This is a genomic window from Paenibacillus sp. P4_A9 (assembly GCF_056402415.1).
The window spans coordinates 160,094-179,080 of record NZ_JBFUHL010000006.1 but is presented as its reverse complement, the minus strand read 5'-3'; the positions used below and the strand labels follow the sequence as shown (position 1 = coordinate 179,080).

Sequence of the window (18,987 nt, the reverse complement as noted above, 5' to 3'; positions counted from 1 at the left end):
GGGCTGTTGCATCTGTTTGAATGCCCACTGGTCCCGTAATTCGCGCATGCAGACCATCTTCTTCTACTTTGGCCTCAAATGGGTCACTACCTATTTGATTAACCGTTATCTCTTCCAGCTTCTTCATATTTTCCTGAAGGACTTCCGTTTCCGTTCCTTCATTGAACGAAATTGGCATGACTAGAAGCTGACCGTCTTTGGAAAGCATGCCTTTTAGCACTGGCACTGGCATTTGATGCAGCGGAGGCAATCCCTTCTGCGCGGCTAACGGCGTATCAGTTAGCTGCTTGGCGACCTTTTGAATCGCTGCTAAATCTAGATCAGTCAATCCTGTCCCGCGATACCAAACAACGAGTGCAGGAACGCCTTCATTGCTTGGAAACTGCTCCTTCATCAACGCTGTTGCTTCAAGCGACCAGGCATCGGATGGCAGCTGCTGTGCAGCATTATTCTCTTGTGAATTGACGTTAGGTAGAAAGACAGATAAAATGCCTGTAAGTAAAATCCAAATGGCCAATGTCACCCATTTGCTGCGGCGACCTGCAACCATACCGCCAATTTTACTGAAAAACGGATTTTCATGCATAACGCAGCCTCTCTCCCAAAAAATGAAATCATGATATAATTATTCTTACAATGTAATTAATTATATATACTATATAGTTAATTAATCAAGTATTATTTCGATTATTCTCATTTAGATTCGTCTCAGGAGTGACACTTATGGAAAAAAAATCAAAACCACTTGGCAGACCCCGCGTCTCACAGGGTGAATTGCCACTTAATCAGAAAATTTTAATGACCGCCATTCCCTTATTCTTGACTCGCGGCTTCGAGTCTGTCTCCATGGACGATATCGCCAAAGAATGCCAAGTTACGAAAGCATCGGTCTATTATTATTTCCCTTCCAAATCCGACCTGCTTACAGCCTCCATGGTTCAATTGATGGATAACGTAAGACAAGTAACCATCAAGCGATTAAATGAGCCCGCACCGCTTCGTCAACGGCTGCTCAGTATTACAGAAGGGCATCTGAAAGCGATCGATTTCGACCTGCATTCCTTCATGCGCAAGATGGAAGCCACGCTTTCCGAGGAGCAAATGAAGGCCATGCGTAAATCCGAGCAGGGCATCTTGGATGTATTGGAAAATGAATTCCGCAAATCGATTGACTCCGGTGAAATCGGTCCTGTTGATCCTCGTGTGATTGCCCGTGCCTACACCTCGCTCCTCATGATGGGGCATGCCCGAGACGGGAACGGGAATAACATGTTTCCACATATGGGGGAAGCCGCTACTCAAATTATMGACATTCTGTGGCACGGCTTATTCCCGCCGAAATGAGTAAAGTAGGCCTGTGCAATTTCCTACACGTAGGAATTGGACAGGCTTGCTTCTTTTCAATGACAACAAAAAAGACAGCCCTGAGTAAACCCGAGAACTGTCTTTATTGCTTGTGCTATGACACTATTTATAAGTAGGGAGTCCCGTTTTCTTATAATTTGGTGACGTTAGCTGCTTGAGGACCACGGTTACCTTGAGTAATATCAAACTCAACGGATTGGCCTTCTTCTAATGTTTTGAATCCTTCGCCCTGAATTGCGGAGAAGTGAACGAATACATCGTCGCCTCCATCAACAGAAATAAAACCGTACCCTTTTTCTGCATTAAACCATTTCACTGTACCCTTCAAATGAACAACCTCCTAAAAATATCGCCATCTATGACGAATAAGGAAATTATACCATTTGCGAGGTCAAAAATCAACGGAAATTACGAGGCGGACATGCTGAAATTTGTTGATGTACCAAGGTTTCCCACTATGCAGAGGGCTACTTTTTTATGCTTAAAAATTGGTGAGAATTTGGTAAAAAAGGTAGACTAGCTTCTCTCTTTTGAACCGTAAATCCGTCTCTCTCCATTTCGCTGATTAGATCAGTGAGCCGTGAATATTCCATAGTGCGGAAACTCATCAGCGGGTACAATCTCACTTCGCCGCCTGGCTTGCAAACGCGAAGCAATTCTCTGATCGCAGCCAAGTGAAACGTATAGTCGAACTGTGCTTCATATAGAAAAAGAAAATGGCTGCACATCACGAGGTCAAAGCTCTCAGCTCCAAATGGAAGCGAAGGTAAAGAAGCTGTATGATATCTTGCTGCTCCCTCTGCGCTTGAAAAATCTTCGATAAACTTCTGAAGCGCATGAATGCGCCCTGCCTTATGCTTCTCTACGGAACCATAAAACGACCAGTCGTAAACATCCGTTAATTTTGCCATTTTCGCTGCAACAAGCTCAATCTCTTGCATACCGAGTTCCTCGATGGCACTTGGCGACTTCTCATACAAAGGATCAACCGCTTCTGCAGCAATACCAAGCTGCCGTGCTTCCGTCGTAAACGAAGATGCGCCTCCGGCAACATCCAATACGCGTTGTCCAATCAAATCCGAAGCCTGCAACATAAACATTTTCTCGTACTCGACATACGATCTCGAGGTCATTGCAACCCCAACTTGCTCATAAACATGCTTCTTATCCATACTCATCTCTCCTCGACTCAGCTCGTAACCCCTTCCCTCTGGAAAGGATTAGGAGAATACTATCATGAGCGCTTCATCGGTGCAACTAAAAAATAACGAAAAAAGATCTGCTAGTTTGGAAATATTCGCATTTTATGATACGATTGTTTACATCTATAAGCTTATTACAGAAACGAGGAACAGCCATGTCACATCAACCCTTCAAAAGACATACGATTTATAAAAAAGATAAATGGAACATGCTCAATGTCGAGGTTCAAGGAACGAAAATCGTCCTAACCGAAATCACCGACCAATGGGGCGAAGAATGCCACACATTTATTGGACGACCTGCCATGCTGCACTGGGCCAGCGAACGCTTTGCCAAAGATAAATTCGATGGCACGGAAGATGAACTTCAAGCCATTATGGATGCATTTAAAAACGTATAAATCAGGACTATTTTCAAAACAGTTGCATATAGTAAAAGTATAATCTCATAGCAATACTCCAAAGGGGAGTAGCTGATACAGTAAAGTCGTCAATTCGGATCCTCATCAGATCCCGGCTTTATTGGCAACGACAACGTTGTTAGCAAGACCTTTGCCATGTACATTGGTGAAGGTCTTTTTTGATGAATTAGAGCCTTCACCGTACAAAAGGTGCTGGGCTCTTTTTGCATTAAAAAACCCTTGAAGGAGTGTGTTCGTGTATGGATTGGTTGTCAACGGGCTTTTTCGTCTCTCTGCTTAGCATTATTCTAATTGACTTAGTACTTGCTGGTGATAACGCTATCGTTATTGGAATGGCTGCACGCAACTTAAAAAAAGAAACACAGAAGAAAGTTATCCTCTGGGGAACGGTTGGTGCGATTATTATTCGTGCACTGGCCACGCTCGTTGTTGTTACGCTGCTCAAAATACCTGGATTGCTGCTAATCGGCGGTATTTTACTGTTATGGATTTCGTATAAGCTTCTGAGCGAGAAGAAAAATCATGAGCATATGCAAGTGAAAGACAGCATGTGGGCCGCTATTCGAACCATCATTATCGCTGATGCCGTTATGGGATTAGACAATGTCATCGCAGTAGCTGGCGCAGCACATGGAAATTTCCTGCTCGTGATTCTCGGGCTGCTCATCAGTGTCCCTATCGTTGTCTGGGGAAGCACATTATTCATTACTTGGATCGAGAAGTTTCCTTCGATTATTTATATCGGTGCAGGTGTACTTGCGCTTACCGCAGGTAAAATGATCACAGGTGAAAAGTTCCTTGCCCCATTCTTCGAATCCAATCTTTTAGGTAAATGGTTATTCATAGGTCTACTTATCGTCCTTGTGCTAGGTGCAGGCAAATGGTCGAAAATGATTGGCTATCAGGTTAGTGTCGGGGATAGCGGACAATTAACACTACCTAAAGAGCTTAGTGAGGAAGCGCAGATATCGCCTGAAGATCGCTATACCGTCAAAATGGATTCGCGCGGCAAGTTCATTCTCGTTAAAGAAGAAGATGATGATGAAACGTCCAATGAATCGATGCAGCATGCAGGTTAAAAAAGGAATTTTGACGCGTGACAGCGAAAATTAGTATCATGTACTTTGAAACAAGTGACATATTCTATAGGAAAAAGGATGATTTCTCATGACCGATTCTGGATCTATACTCACATTTGTAATTGTATCCTTTTGCCTGGCGATCATATTGATTATGAAAAAAGACAGCCTTCCAGCACAAATGAAACGCTATCTTGCTCTACTGGCGATTGTTATGGTCTCCATATCCTTCGTCCTGATTTTACTTAGCTTCTTCCGAGCAGGAACTTAAATTTCGTTTAGGCCGGCGCGCTCGTMCATCATGGACGACAGTGTCGTTTGTTTTGTATAATCATCATAATTGCACACGCAATCGGTCATACTAGGTGAAAACCATGTTATGGGATTTCAACTAGAACATTCCTCATGGGAATATGCCGGGAGCGTGACCGCAATGCGCCTTCTTTATGTAACGGCTGCAATGGGAATTCTTCTAAGCTCGTTCCCTATAGCTGATTTACACGCAAAGGATACCAGCTTACCCCAATTTCAAAACAAGGACAGGAGGGCTCCGATGACTCAATTATTGGATCGCAAGCAAGTACCAGCCGAGCACCGTTGGCAGTTGGAGGATTTATTCGCGGATCAGAAGGCTTGGGATCAAGAATTTCAATTTGTGAAAAGCTCGCTTAGCAAAGTCAGTGCCTTCCAAGGAAAACTTAACGATGCCGCTTCCGTGAAGCAAATTTTCCAGTTGGAAGATGAACTCTCTGTGAAAATGGAAAGATTATATGTCTATTCCAACATGAAACATCATGAAGATACAGCAGAACCTACTTATCAGGCTTTATCCGAAAAAGCCAAAAAGCTTAGTGTCGAGGTTGGCGAAGCCGCTTCCTTTATTTCTCCAGAAATTCTAAGCCTTTCGGACGAAAAGCTTCAGCAGCTTGTGAGTGATCCTTCCTTATCTTTTTATAAAGATACACTCGAAGAAATGATTCGTCAGAAGCCACATACGTTAAGCAAAGAACAAGAAGCACTTCTTGCTCAAGCGGGTACAATGGCGGGTGCGCCAAGCACGATTTTCGGCATGCTGAACAATGCAGATTTGAAGTTTCCTAAGGTGAAGAACGAAAAGGGTGAGGAAGTCGAGCTTACGCACGGCAGCTACATTCAATTCTTAGAAAGTCGYGATCCTGAAGTTCGAAAAAATGCATTCACAGCCGTTTATGAGACGTACCGCAATAATCGCAATACGATTGGTGCTACGCTTAGCGCGAACATCAATAAAAACATTTTCTATGCCAAAGCACGTCATTACCCTTCTGTTCTTGAATCATCCCTGTTCGGAGACAATATCAAGAAAGAAGTGTATACGAACTTAATTTCAACCATTCACGAATCCTTGCCTCAGCTGCAACGGTACCTCAAACTCCGTAAAAAGCTGCTCAAGGTCGATGAGTTACATATGTATGACCTATTTGCACCGCTCATTGAAGAGTTCAAAATGGACATTACCTACCAGCAAGCGAAAGAAGAAATCAAGAAGAGCTTGGCTCCACTAGGCGAAAATTACTTGAAAATTCTCCAAGACGGCTTCGACAACCACTGGATCGATGTGTATGAGAACAAAAACAAACGTAACGGCGCTTATAGCTGGGGTGCTTACGGCACGCATCCTTACGTGCTGTTGAACCATAAAGACAATTTGAACAGTATGTTTACGTTGACGCATGAGATGGGTCACGCGATTCATTCCTATTTGTCGGATGAGAACCAAGAGTATCGCTATGCGCAATACACGATTTTCTTAGCCGAAGTCGCTTCTACGCTGAACGAAGCCCTGCTCATGGATTACCTTCTGAAACGTGTAACGGATCCGAAGGAAAAAATGTACCTGCTTACGTATTACGCTGATCAGTTCCGGACGACGGTATTCCGTCAAACGATGTTCGCTGAATTCGAAATGATCACGCATGATAAAGCAGAAGAAGGCGAGTCCCTGACACCTCAGGAGTTCAGCGAAATCTACTATGGCTTGAATAAGCTCTACCATGGCAATGACATGGTTGTCGATCAAGATATCGAGATGGAATGGGCTCGTATTCCTCACTTCTACAACAGCTTCTATGTGTATAAATATGCGACAGGCTTCTCTGCGGCTACTTCCTTTGCGAAGCAGATTTTGGATGAAGGCCAGCCAGCGGTTGACCGCTACCTCGGCTTCCTCAAAAGCGGCGGCAGCGACTACTCGCTGAACATTCTTAAGAAAGCCGGCGTAGATATGTCAACGCCTGAGCCGATTAAGCAAGCAATGAGCGTATTCAGCTCATTGCTTGATCAAATGGAAGAGCTCACGAAGTAAGCGATTCAGTGTTTTAGACCACCGCTCAGCAGTATGCTGAGGGCGGATAGCAAGCAAAAAAGGTTGAAAGCAGAGGCTTTCAACCTTTTTCTTAAATATAGTTCGAGAGGAGATGGCTATATGAAGATGCAATGGATTCTCATCAGCGCTTTAGTGTTTGCTCTAATTACCGCGGTTTTTGCAGTCGTCAATGTGGAGCCGGTACAAGTGAACTTCATGTTCACGACGACATCCACGCCTCTCATTCTCGTCATTTTAACATCAACCTTATTGGGTGGTCTAATTGTTGGTCTCTTCGGTATGGTTCGTCAATACAAGCTGCAACGAAAAGTGAAACAACTAGAGAAGCAGCTTCATGAAGCGCTACATCCGTCAGCCCAATCATCATCTGAATCCAACCAAGTACAGAGCGAGCCAAGTGTTTAGACGAGTTGAAAAAACAAATTTCAGAGAAGTAAGGTGCCTAAGGTCAGGCAAATTACCCCTCCGATGAATGAGGAACCTGCGTTCACTATATCATTACTCATCCCTCGGAGACCTCGGATTTGCCTAGCTTTCTGATTACAATGTTCCTGCTTCTCGATCGTTTTACCGCAAACCTCACAACGAAACATAACTTGAAGCGTCGCCCCTAACCAGGAATCGACGAGAGATCCTGCTAATCCAGCAATTGCACCTAGTACGATTATGATAACAAACGAGCTGTTCACCTCATGATGTGAATCCCCAAACTGGTTGAAAATGCCCCCAACAAGCCCGATAAACGCCCCTCCAAACAAGGAAGCAAGCAATCCAAGACCCGTAATTCCCCCTGAAGTTCCTGCAGTTACCCGCTTCCCACTCACGATAGACCGCGGGATTGATTTGCTCAACCCGCCAATTTCTGTCGCCCAAGTATCTGCATTGACCGTTGCCATAACTCCCAAATATATCAACCACCAGACAGGATTCGRCAAAATGGCATTTCCGATACATAGAAGTAAACCGAGCCCCCCATTAGCAGCTACTTGTCCAGCATCACGTCTCCCCCCCTTCGCATAACCGCTTTCTGCTGCCTCTTTATGTTGATGCTTGAACTTCGAAAGCAGGCTAGATGAGATGAAGAATGCGATTAGTGTGCCGAACCATGCTAAATTCCCTAGTGCATACATCGTCGTTCCTAGTAGAACTGCTGTAATCAACCCAGATAAAGATAAGGATCTTTTCCAATAGGCTGCGCCTGCTATTATCACGCTGCCTGCGAACCCATAAACCCAAGGCATAAACAGGATTCTCCCCCTTTCATATCACTTTCTCTTTCGTAGATTATTTATGTAATATTGTACCATATTCCACCAAAGTCTCTTAATTGCCCCTTTATTGTAAAATAAATTCGACAAATTTCACTAATTTCTGCATTCCATTAACCATAAACAACCAATTCTATGATACTATGAAAGTGATAAGCGATAGGAGGCTGACATGGAGCAAGATCAATTCACTACCAATTCCCGTTTCAAAAGAGACCTGGAGCCCGAGGAAATGCTGCGTGTCATTTTCGACTATGCTTCCAAGATTGCGAACGAACGTCATCTTAATCATGTACTTATGCTGATGGCGGATATGGGACGTGAGATGATTGTCTCCGACCGTTGTACCGTCTGGCTGCTCGATACACAAAAGAATGAGCTGTGGTCCAAAGTGGCACATGGACTCGATGAAATTCGAATTCCAAGCTCTGCTGGCCTTGTCGGCTATGCCGTGACCAATAATCAAGCTGTTTTCATTCATGATGCTTATACCAATGAGGAATACAAATCTTATCTGCAGAATGGCGCCATCCGAACAGATCAACAAACCGGTTATCGAACGAAAGCCTTAATGGTGATTCCCTTCAAGAATAGCCAAGGTGAGATCATGGGGGCTTATCAAGCGATTAATAAGTTAACGGATAGCGAGCAATTTTCCGATAAGGACATGGAATATTTGACCTTGGCTTCTTCCTATGCAGGCAAATCACTTGAATCTGCACTCCTTACTATCGAGATTGAAGAAACGCAGAAGGAAATTATTTTCCGGATKGGCGAAATTGGCGAAAGTCGTTCCAAGGAAACTGGCAATCATGTGAAGCGTGTTGCCGAGTATTCTTATTTGCTTGCGCTTGAGTTAGGCATGAGTCAAGATGAAGCTGAGCTATTGAAAATCGCGTCTCCCATGCATGATATCGGCAAAGTAGCAATCCCCGATGCCGTTCTCAACAAGCCAGGCAAGCTGACAGATGAAGAGTTCATGCTCATGCAAAATCATACGCTAATCGGGTACAACCTGCTCCGGAATTCAACACGGCATATTCTCAAAACAGCAGCTGTCGTTGCTTATGAACATCATGAGAAATGGAACGGTTGTGGTTACCCCCGCGGTATTAAGGGGGATGACATCCATATTTACGGGCGCATAACGGCCATTGCCGATGTCTTCGATGCGCTTGGCAGTGAACGCGTCTACAAAAAGGCCTGGGAGCTCGATCGGATCCTTCAATTGTTTCAAGAGGAACGAGGAGAGCATTTCGACCCTGATGTGGTTGATGCCTTTTTCAAACAATTACCTGCAATTCTTCGTGTAAGAGAGCAATACTCGGATGCAGCCTTAGCCAATTCGTACGAATATCATACATAGTGTGTCTAGGAAAAAAGGGCAGTTCTCTCAGGTCGATATGACCCTGGAGACTGCCCTTTTTTTGCTATAAGCTAATAGTAAAAGCTCCGAATTGCTCTTCACCCCAGAGAAGCTCTAAACGGTCGCCGTCTTGGACGGGGCCAACGCCTTCAGGCGTCCCAGTGTAAATGATATCGCCCGGACCCAGACCATAGTGCTTCGCAATGTAATCGATGATGGTTTGAAGATCGAAGATCATCAGTGAGATGTTGCCGTCCTGAACAACTTGCCCATTCTTACGAAGCTGGAAGTTCGATTGCGTCAATTCGGACGCTCCTGGGAATGGACGGAAAGCCGTGATCGGCGCCGACTTCAGGAAGCCTTTGGCAGGCAGCCACGGTTGTCCCTTTTTCTTAATCACATTCTGCACATCGCGGAGTGTGAAATCAATCCCCAATGCGTATTGATCCACGATCTCATCGACTTGAATGCCTTCCGTATAAGGCTTCGCGATATGTAGGACAAGTTCAGTTTCATAGTGAATCTCACCTTGATCACTAGGAAGAGACAGCGTACCACCATCAATATGTGCTAACGCATGTGTAGGTTTTGTAAAAATCATCGGCTGATCAGGAACATCGTTCCCTAGTTCTGCGGCATGTGCGCGGTAGTTGCGTCCAACGCAATATATATTTCGGATCGTAGCTGTCATGTTAGATGAACTCCTTTTTTATTTCTTACTCACATTTCCTTGAGCATCCACTTGTGCCCCTATTGAAATCTTGCTTAATCGTTGAAAGAGCTTTGCCCCATCTACCTCATTCATCGGAGTTGGCAGGGCTGCTTTGGTCAGTATCGGTACTAGGTGAATATTGCAGGACTTGTCCTTCGTGCAGGCTGCTTCCAAAATAACAGTTTCCCAGGTTTTCGGGGTGTCATTCGTCGTAAAGATGAAGTTGCCTAAGCTGTACGCAATCCATTTGCCTTTGTACTGTTCAAAGCCTTGCAGGACATGCGGATGTCCTCCGATAACGAGATCAGCACCTGCATCAATGTAACGATGCGCGAGCTCTTTTTGATTTTTATCCGGATTGTCATCGCGTTCTACGCCCCAGTGAGCCACAACAACTACGAGATCAGCGGATGCTTTGGCTTTCTCAATCGCCTCGACTGGCAGCTTGTAACTGTAAGTTTCTGCAACCCCAGGGTGCCCGGGCGCAGCTTTCCAAGAAGCTTCCGGCACGACACGGCTGAAACCAAAAACAGCAATTTTCACGCCATCTTTTTCCACCATCACAGGTTGATACGCTTCTACATTATCCTTGCCGGCTCCCACTCGCTTAATGCCTTCTTGGTCCAGCAATTGCATTGTATCTAACAAGCCTTCTGTCCCATAATCCATCACATGGTTATTGGCTAAGTTAACAATGTCAACACCTGCTTGCTTAAGCGGCGGTAACGCTTCAGGCGAAGAACGATACACATACTCTTTGCTTTGAACGCTTCCTCTAGTCGTTATTGGAGATTCCAAATTTGCAATTGTAAAATCAGCTTTGGTTAAGAAATCTTTCACATTGGTATACGGATAGTCATAGCCTTTTTGCTTTAAAATATCTTCCACTTTGGAGGCCATAATCACATCACCCACAAAAGTTAACTTCACTTGTGCGCCTGTTCCCTCTGGATTAACCACTGTTGCATTTGCTGTTGGCTTGGGTGTCGTGGTAGCTACGGCAGAAGCTTTGGGACTAACCTGCGCAGCCGAATTACCATTCGGAATAGCTGTCGTTGGATTAGGCGAAACAATTGCCATAGGTGTTGAAGCAGCTTCATCTTCTTCCCCATTATTAGAATTGGAGGTCCAAATGGAAGCCCCGATTCCGATGGCAAAACAAGCAACCGCTGCAACTGTGAAGACACCTAACACTTTAAGTGAAGACTTTTTGCTCGGGTTTGAATCTTTTTTCGATCTACCGTGACGATCTTGTCTGGATTCCAATTAAAACATTCCCCTTTCCCCCTACAAATTATAACAGAAGTCGACATCGTTGGGTAATAGGGAGAGACTCTCATTTTCAGATTGTGTGCTGTATGGTATAACTGAAGCATTGGTTGGCGAAATAAACGACTACACCGTCCTTCTTGGACGGGAGCGTTTATCTAGAAATATAGCAGACTTACTGCGTGAAACATGTAAGTTCTATATTTAAAAAGAAAGGAATTATCGCCTTGGAAAGAATCGCTATTATTTCTGATATTCATGGAAACCTACCTGCATTAGAAGCAGTACTTAAAGATATTAAAAGCAGAAGCATCACACGTATCTTCTGTTTAGGTGATCTTGTTGGTAAAGGGCCTAATTCGGCCGAAGTAGTTGAGCTCATTAAAATGACCTGTGAAGCCGTCGTGCAAGGCAACTGGGATTTAGGCATTACGCTTCCTCAAGTGCTGCCTGCTGGCTTGTGGCAGCAGCAAGCGCTCGGTGATGAGCGTCTAGCCTATTTGAAGCAGCTTCCCTTCTCGATCGATGTGACGCTCAGCGGGAAACACATTCGATTATTCCACGCGTCAGCTCAGAGCGTCTTTCATCGCTTGAAGCGGGAAGCTACCAAGAAAGAGCGGCTAGCGATGTTTGAAAATACGGAGATGACCGGATTCCTTGCAGATGGGATTGAGCCGGATATTGTCGGATATGGGGATATTCATATCCCCTATATGTTGACGCTGAGCAACCCTTCGGAGAAGAGTGCAAGTGTTGGCGAGCTGTTGGAGATCAGTAATTCTGAGAAGAGTGCAAGTGACGAGGGGCTGGAAGCGCTGCTGCTATACGAGGATTCTGTGCTAAGTACAAGTGATGGGGAGCGCAGCGGGTTGTCGCACAACGACGATTCTGTGCTAAGTGCAAGTAATGGGGAGCGCAGCGGGTTGCTGCTGTTTAATGTGGGAAGTGTCGGCGTTCCCTATGACGGGATACCTCAGGCGTGTTACTGCATAATCGAAGGTGTGTCTGATCCTACTGTTGAAGCAGGCTTAGGGCTCCAATTCGTACGTGTACCCTATGATATCAAGCGAGCTGTTCAGATGGCGTATGAGGTTCAGATGCCGGATAGTCGACGGTATGAGTTGGAGATAACGACAGGGTTAGTGCATTTGGGGAATTTGAGTAAGTGAGGACAAACCAGCTTCTCCCCCGAAAGGATGGAAATTATAATCTACATTTAAGTTCCTCATAATCGGCTAATTTTGAAGAATAAATGGAAAATCAAAATCTTCAGCTAAAAATGTCAATACCGCGGACTGGTGCCGAATAGTGTTATCCTGTAATTGTATCTAAGCCGCTACATTGCCTTGGGTTCTAGTCGATAGGTACGAATGCGATTGGAGCCTGGCTCGAAATAAGGTGATGGSATCATCTTATTTYGGGCTTTTTGCTTYTCTTGCWAGAAATAAAGTGATGGCGTAACGCTAATGTGATAAAACCTGAGGAAACATCAACTTTTGGCGTTATTAGCGTTATCGCGTAACGCTAATTTGCAATTGGGTGTCCCTTGGTGCCGATTAGCGTTATCCTGTAATGTTATCTAAAGCCGATGCAGCGATGAAATTAACATCATTAAAATCAGGCTGTCGAGATAGTCTCGTGGAGTTTTCCATTTATTCGCTAAGCAACGTGAATTCGGAATTATTTTACCATTGGACAAAAAAACTTATGGGAATTAATTCCACTTCATGCTAATATAGGTGTAAGATGGAAAGTGAGGATTATCTGGATGAAGCTAAACTGGCGTAAAATCATACTGATTATCGTTTGTGCTGAGTGTTTGTTTATTTATTGGACTGGCCTTAATACTATGAGCTTCAAGAAACAACAAACGACCCACCTTGCCCCCAGCAAACAGCCGCAGGTTCCAATCACACAGATTACACCACAAATTCAAGAAACGAAAAAGATCGATTCAGATTTACATACGAAGGAAAAAGCATCCTAACACGGAGAAAGAGCGATGGCTGCCCAGCAGCCCATCGCTCTTTCTCTTACATGCTCTATTTCACGCGAGCTAGAGCCAACCCGTCGTAAGCCGGAAGAATCGTGCTTTCCAGCCTAGCATCCGTTGCGATCCGCTGATTAAACAATCGCATGGCTTGGACCGACGCCTTTGTTTGCTGCTCATCGACAACTTTGCCGCGCATCAAGGTGTTATCTCCTGCAATGATCGCACCCGGATTCGCCAGCTTGATCGCCAGCTCCAAATAGTTCGGATAATTCACCTTATCCGCATCAATAAAGAAGAAATCGAAGCGCTCTCCCTGCTCCAACAGTTCATTCAAATGATCTAACGCTTCACCAATGCGATACTCAACGAATTCGCCAAGGCCGGCGTCGATCACGTTTTGCTTCGCCACATCAGCGAAGTCCTGTTTCAGCTCCAGTGAAATGAGCTTGCCGCCCTCTTTTAACCCTCTCGCCAAGCATATTCCGCTGTATCCGCCTAACGCGCCAATCTCCAAAACCCGCTTCGCATCAATCATGGTGACCATCATGGTTAACAATCTGCCATAACCTGGCGCGATGGAAATCTCGGGCATATTTTTGGCCACAATGACTTCCTTCACCCGTGTAAGTACGGCATCTTCTTCATATAAACCTTCCATATAGCTTTCCGCTGTGATCGTTTCCATGTATTTGTCCTCCTAAAATAGTAATATTCGTATGTACTTTGCAACCCCTGTTTGTAAGTGTAACCTATTTGTCCTATACTTGTTAATTGTATGAGTTTTCTGAGCGTTGTACAACCCGGATGGAAGGACTATACCTATGCCACAAAAAATTGAACTAATCGCCACTTGCCCAATGGGACTTGAGGCTATCGTTGCCCGTGAAATCCGTGATCTCGGCTATGAGGAATTGACCGTCGAGAATGGACGTGTCCGTTTCTTTGGTGACGAATTGGCCATCTGTCGCACCAATCTTTGGTTGCGTACGGCAGATCGCGTCCTCGTGTTGATGGGGCAATTCAAAGCAACAACCTTCGATGAACTGTTCGAAGGCACCAAAGCTCTCGCTTGGCCAGACTGGATCCCGAACGATGCCGAGTTCCCTGTGGAGGGTCGATCCCATAAGTCACAGTTATCAAGCGTTCCCGCTTGCCAAGGGATCGCCAAGAAAGCTGTCGTTGAGAAGCTGAAGCAACGCTACGGCACTGAGTGGTTCCCCGAAAATGGGGCACGCTACGTGATCGAAGTCGCGCTCCTGAATGATATCGCGACACTTACGATCGACACAACCGGTCCCAGCCTGCACAAGCGCGGCTACCGTAAGCTCGTGACCGAAGCGCCGCTCAAAGAAACCATGGCGGCAGCACTGATCCTGCTGAGCCGATGGAATGTAGATCGGCCGCTCTACGACCCGTTCTGCGGGTCGGGGACCATCCCGATCGAAGCCGCGATGATCGGCTGGAACATCGCGCCAGGCCTGCGGCGCAGCTTCCCAAGTGAAGCTTGGGGGAACATTCCCCGCAAGCTGTGGGACAAGGCCCGCGACGAAGCCTTCGACGCGGTGAAAGACAACGTGCCGCTGCACATCGTCGGCAGCGATATCGACCCTGCTGCCATCGAAGTGGCAGAGGCGGCCGCCAAGGCGGCTGGACTGACGAAGCAGTTCCAGCTGAAGGTCGAACCGATCGCCAAGGCGCGCCCGCGCGGCGACTATGGCTGCATGATCACCAACCCGCCGTACGGCGAGCGTCTTGGTGAAGCCAATGATGTCGAGCTTGCGCTGCGCGAGCTCGGTGCATTAACACGGCCGATGCCGTCGTGGAGTCTATTTATTCTAAGCCCGAGCACCCAGCTCGAGCATTATATGAACCGCCGCGCCGACAAGAAGCGCAAGCTGTTTAACGGACGGATCGAATGTAATTTGTTCCAGTACCTTGGCCCATTGCCCCCACGAAGACAAGATAGATAATATACTATGACTTAATAAAAAATCCCCAAAGCAGTTCAAACTGCTGTGGGGATTTTTTTATTTCACAAAGTCATCTAATTATCCCAGTCATACGACTCGTTATCCGCATCTTCCGTTCCCTTTCCCCATTACCTTTACATATTATTGGTATTCTTGGGTAAAAGTAAGGGATAGGTTACGAGAGGAGGGAACTCATATGAAGTCAAGTCCGTCAATTGAATCGATAGAACAATATTTCCAACAGCTTTTCTCCGAACAAAGCGACTTTCAATCCAAACAGCTGCTAATTGGGGGAACGGCATATAGGCTGTTTTATTTTGACACGTTGATCGATCCCTCTCTCGTCCAAGATTTTATACTAAAGCCTCTGCTGCTTCGTCCCCATGATGCAGTCCGCGATGCCGTGACGATTCTAGACTATGCTGAAACCGAGCAATTGGAGGAAGCGGTTCAGGCCATTTTGTACGGTAAAGTCGTATTGTATCAAGACGGAGATAGCAGGCTTTACCTGCTCGGAGTGGATTTAAAGAAGGAACGCACAATCAACATCCCCAACAATGAGCGGGTTTTACGCGGTGCGAACGAAGCGTTCATTGAAAATTTGGATACCAACATCAATCTGATGCGCAAGCTTATCAACTCTACGGAGTTCGTCGTAAAAACGTATACGATCGGGCGACTTTCGCGGACGAAGGTGGCTGTCATGTACATCAAATCGATTGCGAATACGGCAATCGTAACGGAGGTAGAAAGAAGGCTCACAAGCATTGATATGGACTATGTCGAGGCTCCGGGTTTTATTAATGAGATGATCCAGGAGAAGAAATTCAGCCTGTTTCCACAACTTCTCGTTACGGAACGGCCTGACCGCGCACGTGCCTATTTAATGGAGGGAAAGGTCGTCATTGGAACGGCAGGGTCACCAGACGCGATCATCCTGCCGGTAGCGTTCTGGTCTTTCTTCCAGAGCCCGGATGATTACCAAATAAGTTGGCTAATAGGCTCAACTCTTCGGTTTATGCGTTTATTTAGCTGTTTAATTACGCTTGGCCTGCCTGCCTTTTATGTGTCAGTCTGTTCCTTTGATCCGCAGCTGCTGCCGATCAATTTCGTCAATACGCTGCAGAGCTCGCTGCAATATGTCACGTTGCCTCCCATATTCGAGTCGCTTGCAATGATGCTCATGCTTGAGATCTTAAGAGAAGCAACGGTTCGGCTGCAAAATACCGTTAGCCAAACGATCGGCGTAGTTGGCGGTATTGTCATCGGAACGGTGGTCGTGCAGGCAAATTTGGTTTCCAATGTAATGGTTATTGTAGCCGCTTTAACGGGGCTGGCCTCCTTTACCATTCCTTCGTACGAGATGAGGACCGCAGTTCGCCTGCTAAGCTATCCTGCGATGATACTTTCCTCTTTGTTCGGCCTGTTTGGCCTCGCCATCTTCTTAATGATGATTTGTATATATTTGTGCCAAATGACTACAATGGGACTCCCCTACTATACGCCGCCTTTCTCCTTAAGTGATATGAAGGATACGCTGTTTCGCGCACCCCTTTGGAGCCTGCTCAAGCGACCGGGAGGAACGGCGCCAAGTAATCGAATAAGGATTCGGAATCCAAGGAGTTGGAAGCGTTGAGGAAGGAAGAAACCATTACCGGAAGACAGCTAATCGTGCTCGTGATCATGACACAGCTAGGAACAGAAGTAATATCTCTACCCCATGTACAGGCTGGCATTGCCGGTCATGATACTTGGCTGACCGTATTGCTAAGCGGACTGGCCGCAGAGATAGGCATCGTGCTGATTTGGTTGCTCGGCAGCCGATATCCCGCAAAGAATTTGTTTGCCTATATCCCACTTATTGTAGGCAAACCGATTGGTTCTTGCCTCAATTTGGTGTATGGATGCTATTACACCATTTCTGGGCTCTTGTTGACCTTACTTTATAGCGACATGTTAAAAAGATGGCTGTATGTGCTTACGCCTATGTGGATAATCGTTCTTATGCTTCTTATCGTGTGCGGCTATGCAGCAACATCAACGCTGAAGCATCTTGCTCATGTATCGCAAACCTTTATGATCTTCGCTTACATCAGTTTTTTGCTTATTGTTTTAAGCGGAATCTACGGACTTGACGCGAAAAATTTGCTTCCGATTTTGCCGGGTGGCTGGTATCCGGTTATAAAAGGAGTATATTCCGCATTTAGCGCTTATATAGGCTATGATCTGCTGCTTTATGCCTACCCGTACGTACAGACCTCCAGCAAAAAGAAGCTGCTTCTTACGATGATGCTGGCGAACGCCTCCACGGCTGTTTTCTATATTACAGTCTGCCTGGTCTGCTCAATGAAATACAGCTTAGAACAGCTCAAGATTATTCCGGAGCCGATCATTTTCATATTAAAGAACTATCGGATTGAAATCTTACAGAGCTTTGACTTTTTGTTCCTGATCTTCTATATATGCGTTGTATCGGCAACGATCTATGTGTATTTCTTTTTGGCTGCTAAAGCATTCCAGCATTTACGCAGTAAGGGCTTGGGTAAGCAGCATGTTTGGGTATGGGCTATGGTATGCGTCTGTTTCATAGGAAGTTTCTTCTTCGCGAAGCGTAGCGACATTTTGCGATTTGCCTCGATTCAGGACCAACTGTCCATCACTCTTGTCGTTGTTCTGCCAGTCGTCCTTCTCATGATTTCCGGGCTGCGAGGCAGGGGGAGGAGCGAGATATGAAGAGAGCGATTGCAGCGTTAATGATCTGCCTGCTGCTGACAGGATGCTGGGATCAAATTCAGTTGAAGAAGCTGCTATTTGCCGACGTTATCGGGCTCGATTACGTTGGTGACGGCAAGGAGCTCAAGGTTAGTTATGTTATTTCCTCGCTTCAGAATGTTTATCAAGGAGGAGGCACCGCGAATAACTTATACCTTGAGTCAAAAGGTGAAAACATCTATGACACAGTGTTTAACACAAACAAGGAAATGCCTGGCACCCTTTCTGTACTGGAGACCAGATTGTTTCTAATAAGCGCCAAATTCGCCAAAGATCAGCCGCTGAACCATCTGAATATTATTGGACAATTTATAGCTAACCCGTTATACGGCCACCTGGCGGTGTATGACGGCGATCTTTCTAAACTGCTGGCTAAGAAAAAATTAGATGGTAAGACCACATCGGAATTTCTAGTAGGCATATTGGATGATGAGAGTAAGAGAGGTAAAGCCCCTTTAACTCCATTATTCCCCTATTTATTCGGGGGAAATGATTTACCTCACGACTTCATTCTCAACCGGTTCGAGCCTTATGAGAACCGGGTTCGTCTTGCAGGTACCTCCTTGTTTAGAGACGGGAAGTATACTGGCGTCAATCTGAATAATGAGGATACCCAGCTAGCCATTCTTTTGGATGGCGCAAAAGGCAAACGCCAGCCGATCATAGGTAACATTGACGGAAAGAATTATACGGTCCTCGTAAAGAAGGCCAATCGGGATTTCCAAATTTTCTATAATAACGACGATCTTAGCGAAATTAAAATCTCGTTAAAACTAGATCTTAAATTAATCAGTGATGGACCTGAAGTAAAGAAACACACGAACGACATGATTACGGAACTGGAGAAGAGAATTACAGATGATCTAACCACGAAGGCATCTAACGTGGTTGCAACCTTGCAGAAGGCCAATTGCGATAACTTGGAGCTTGGGCATGAGGTTGCAGCCTATCATCCGAAGCTGTTTAAAGGCAAGGAGTGGTGGCGGGAGCAGTATCCGAAGATCACAATTACGCCAGAAGTTAAGATTCGAATTCTTAACACAGGCGTATTGGAATAACAACCTAGGCAAACAAAATCCCTCACAAGTACCACTCATCTCTCTGCCGTTCATTCGCAGTCAGACCGTGCGCTTTGAGGGATTTATTGTTTCCAAATGACATAAATCAACAGCGCCCATAAGGGGATAGACAGAAGTACGCTCCA

20 protein-coding genes are annotated in these 18,987 nt (G+C 45.6%); 13 read left to right on the top strand and 7 right to left on the bottom strand.

Annotated elements, in window-relative coordinates; all coding sequences use genetic code 11:
- Positions 1 to 586: MMPL family transporter (locus AC1DVJ_RS08050; RefSeq protein ID WP_477589729.1), on the bottom strand; the 586-nt coding region annotated here is incomplete at its 3' end.
- Positions 587 to 723: 137 nt separating this feature from the next.
- Between AC1DVJ_RS08050 and AC1DVJ_RS08045 the strand changes: the two genes are divergently transcribed.
- Entirely contained in the window at positions 724 to 1,344 is a 621-nt protein-coding gene (locus AC1DVJ_RS08045; protein WP_477589727.1) for a TetR/AcrR family transcriptional regulator, read from the top strand.
- A 151-nt stretch (positions 1,345 to 1,495) separates the two neighbouring features.
- Here AC1DVJ_RS08045 and AC1DVJ_RS08040 read toward each other — a convergent pair whose 3' ends face one another.
- Positions 1,496 to 1,693: a cold shock domain-containing protein gene (locus AC1DVJ_RS08040; protein WP_028556542.1), complete on the bottom strand. Its 198-nt coding sequence runs from the start codon at positions 1,691 to 1,693 to the stop codon at positions 1,496 to 1,498.
- Between the two features lie 139 nt (positions 1,694 to 1,832).
- Complete coding sequence (locus tag AC1DVJ_RS08035; protein WP_477589725.1) at positions 1,833 to 2,537, bottom strand: class I SAM-dependent methyltransferase; 705 nt, start codon at positions 2,535 to 2,537, stop codon at positions 1,833 to 1,835.
- A 185-nt stretch (positions 2,538 to 2,722) separates the two neighbouring features.
- Here AC1DVJ_RS08035 and AC1DVJ_RS08030 point away from each other — a divergent pair, with 185 nt between their 5' ends.
- The 5 genes from AC1DVJ_RS08030 to AC1DVJ_RS08010 all read left to right on the top strand — a co-directional run bounded on the left by AC1DVJ_RS08030 (position 2,723) and on the right by AC1DVJ_RS08010 (position 6,838).
- Positions 2,723 to 2,968 carry a hypothetical protein gene (locus AC1DVJ_RS08030; protein WP_477589723.1) on the top strand — a complete coding sequence of 82 codons (246 nt, stop codon included), beginning with the start codon at positions 2,723 to 2,725 and terminating at the stop codon, positions 2,966 to 2,968.
- Positions 2,969 to 3,228: 260 nt separating this feature from the next.
- Positions 3,229 to 4,068 carry a TerC family protein gene (locus tag AC1DVJ_RS08025; RefSeq protein WP_477589722.1) on the top strand — a complete coding sequence of 280 codons (840 nt, stop codon included), beginning with the start codon at positions 3,229 to 3,231 and terminating at the stop codon, positions 4,066 to 4,068.
- 88 nt (positions 4,069 to 4,156) lie between these two features.
- Positions 4,157 to 4,339: a hypothetical protein gene (locus AC1DVJ_RS08020; protein ID WP_028556538.1), complete on the top strand. Its 183-nt coding sequence runs from the start codon at positions 4,157 to 4,159 to the stop codon at positions 4,337 to 4,339.
- Positions 4,340 to 4,621: 282 nt separating this feature from the next.
- On the top strand, positions 4,622 to 6,412 hold the full coding sequence (gene pepF, locus AC1DVJ_RS08015) for an oligoendopeptidase F (RefSeq protein ID WP_477589721.1): 1,791 nt from the start codon (positions 4,622 to 4,624) through the stop codon (positions 6,410 to 6,412).
- 120 nt (positions 6,413 to 6,532) lie between these two features.
- A complete protein-coding gene (locus AC1DVJ_RS08010) occupies positions 6,533 to 6,838 on the top strand; it encodes a LapA family protein (RefSeq protein WP_477589719.1) in 306 nt (101 codons plus the stop codon).
- A gap of 20 nt (positions 6,839 to 6,858) precedes the next feature.
- On the opposite strand, the gene AC1DVJ_RS08005 is transcribed toward AC1DVJ_RS08010, so the two are convergent.
- Positions 6,859 to 7,674: a DUF92 domain-containing protein gene (locus AC1DVJ_RS08005; RefSeq protein ID WP_477589718.1), complete on the bottom strand. Its 816-nt coding sequence runs from the start codon at positions 7,672 to 7,674 to the stop codon at positions 6,859 to 6,861.
- A gap of 199 nt (positions 7,675 to 7,873) precedes the next feature.
- Between AC1DVJ_RS08005 and AC1DVJ_RS08000 the strand changes: the two genes are divergently transcribed.
- Complete coding sequence (locus AC1DVJ_RS08000; RefSeq protein ID WP_477589717.1) at positions 7,874 to 9,067, top strand: HD domain-containing phosphohydrolase; 1,194 nt, start codon at positions 7,874 to 7,876, stop codon at positions 9,065 to 9,067.
- A 64-nt stretch (positions 9,068 to 9,131) separates the two neighbouring features.
- Here AC1DVJ_RS08000 and AC1DVJ_RS07995 read toward each other — a convergent pair whose 3' ends face one another.
- The gene (locus tag AC1DVJ_RS07995; protein WP_477589716.1) at positions 9,132 to 9,758 is read right to left on the bottom strand and encodes a fumarylacetoacetate hydrolase family protein; all 627 of its coding nucleotides are present in this window, start codon (positions 9,756 to 9,758) and stop codon (positions 9,132 to 9,134) included.
- Positions 9,759 to 9,776: 18 nt separating this feature from the next.
- Entirely contained in the window at positions 9,777 to 11,045 is a 1,269-nt protein-coding gene (locus AC1DVJ_RS07990; RefSeq protein ID WP_477589714.1) for a CapA family protein, read from the bottom strand.
- Positions 11,046 to 11,275: 230 nt separating this feature from the next.
- Between AC1DVJ_RS07990 and AC1DVJ_RS07985 the strand changes: the two genes are divergently transcribed.
- Together AC1DVJ_RS07985 and AC1DVJ_RS07980 are read left to right on the top strand one after the other, a co-directional pair.
- A complete protein-coding gene (locus AC1DVJ_RS07985) occupies positions 11,276 to 12,217 on the top strand; it encodes a metallophosphoesterase family protein (protein WP_477589712.1) in 942 nt (313 codons plus the stop codon).
- 599 nt (positions 12,218 to 12,816) lie between these two features.
- Positions 12,817 to 13,035, top strand: a complete 219-nt coding sequence (locus AC1DVJ_RS07980) for a hypothetical protein (RefSeq protein WP_477589711.1) — start codon at positions 12,817 to 12,819, stop codon at positions 13,033 to 13,035.
- 55 nt (positions 13,036 to 13,090) lie between these two features.
- Here the strand turns inward: AC1DVJ_RS07980 and AC1DVJ_RS07975 are convergent, their stop codons facing one another.
- Positions 13,091 to 13,726, bottom strand: coding sequence for an O-methyltransferase (locus AC1DVJ_RS07975; RefSeq protein ID WP_477589710.1), 636 nt, complete (start codon positions 13,724 to 13,726; stop codon positions 13,091 to 13,093).
- 136 nt (positions 13,727 to 13,862) lie between these two features.
- Here AC1DVJ_RS07975 and AC1DVJ_RS07970 point away from each other — a divergent pair, with 136 nt between their 5' ends.
- The 4 genes from AC1DVJ_RS07970 (at position 13,863) to AC1DVJ_RS07955 (ending at position 18,841) form a co-directional block, all read left to right on the top strand.
- The gene (locus AC1DVJ_RS07970) at positions 13,863 to 15,011 is read left to right on the top strand and encodes a THUMP domain-containing class I SAM-dependent RNA methyltransferase (protein WP_477589709.1); all 1,149 of its coding nucleotides are present in this window, start codon (positions 13,863 to 13,865) and stop codon (positions 15,009 to 15,011) included.
- A gap of 196 nt (positions 15,012 to 15,207) precedes the next feature.
- Positions 15,208 to 16,647: a spore germination protein gene (locus AC1DVJ_RS07965; RefSeq protein WP_477589707.1), complete on the top strand. Its 1,440-nt coding sequence runs from the start codon at positions 15,208 to 15,210 to the stop codon at positions 16,645 to 16,647.
- On the top strand, positions 16,644 to 17,744 hold the full coding sequence (locus AC1DVJ_RS07960) for a GerAB/ArcD/ProY family transporter (RefSeq protein WP_477589706.1): 1,101 nt from the start codon (positions 16,644 to 16,646) through the stop codon (positions 17,742 to 17,744). Before AC1DVJ_RS07965 ends, AC1DVJ_RS07960 begins: the two co-directional genes overlap by 4 nt.
- Positions 17,741 to 18,841, top strand: coding sequence for a Ger(x)C family spore germination protein (locus AC1DVJ_RS07955; protein WP_477589704.1), 1,101 nt, complete (start codon positions 17,741 to 17,743; stop codon positions 18,839 to 18,841). Before AC1DVJ_RS07960 ends, AC1DVJ_RS07955 begins: the two co-directional genes overlap by 4 nt.
- Positions 18,842 to 18,987 lie beyond the last annotated feature (146 nt).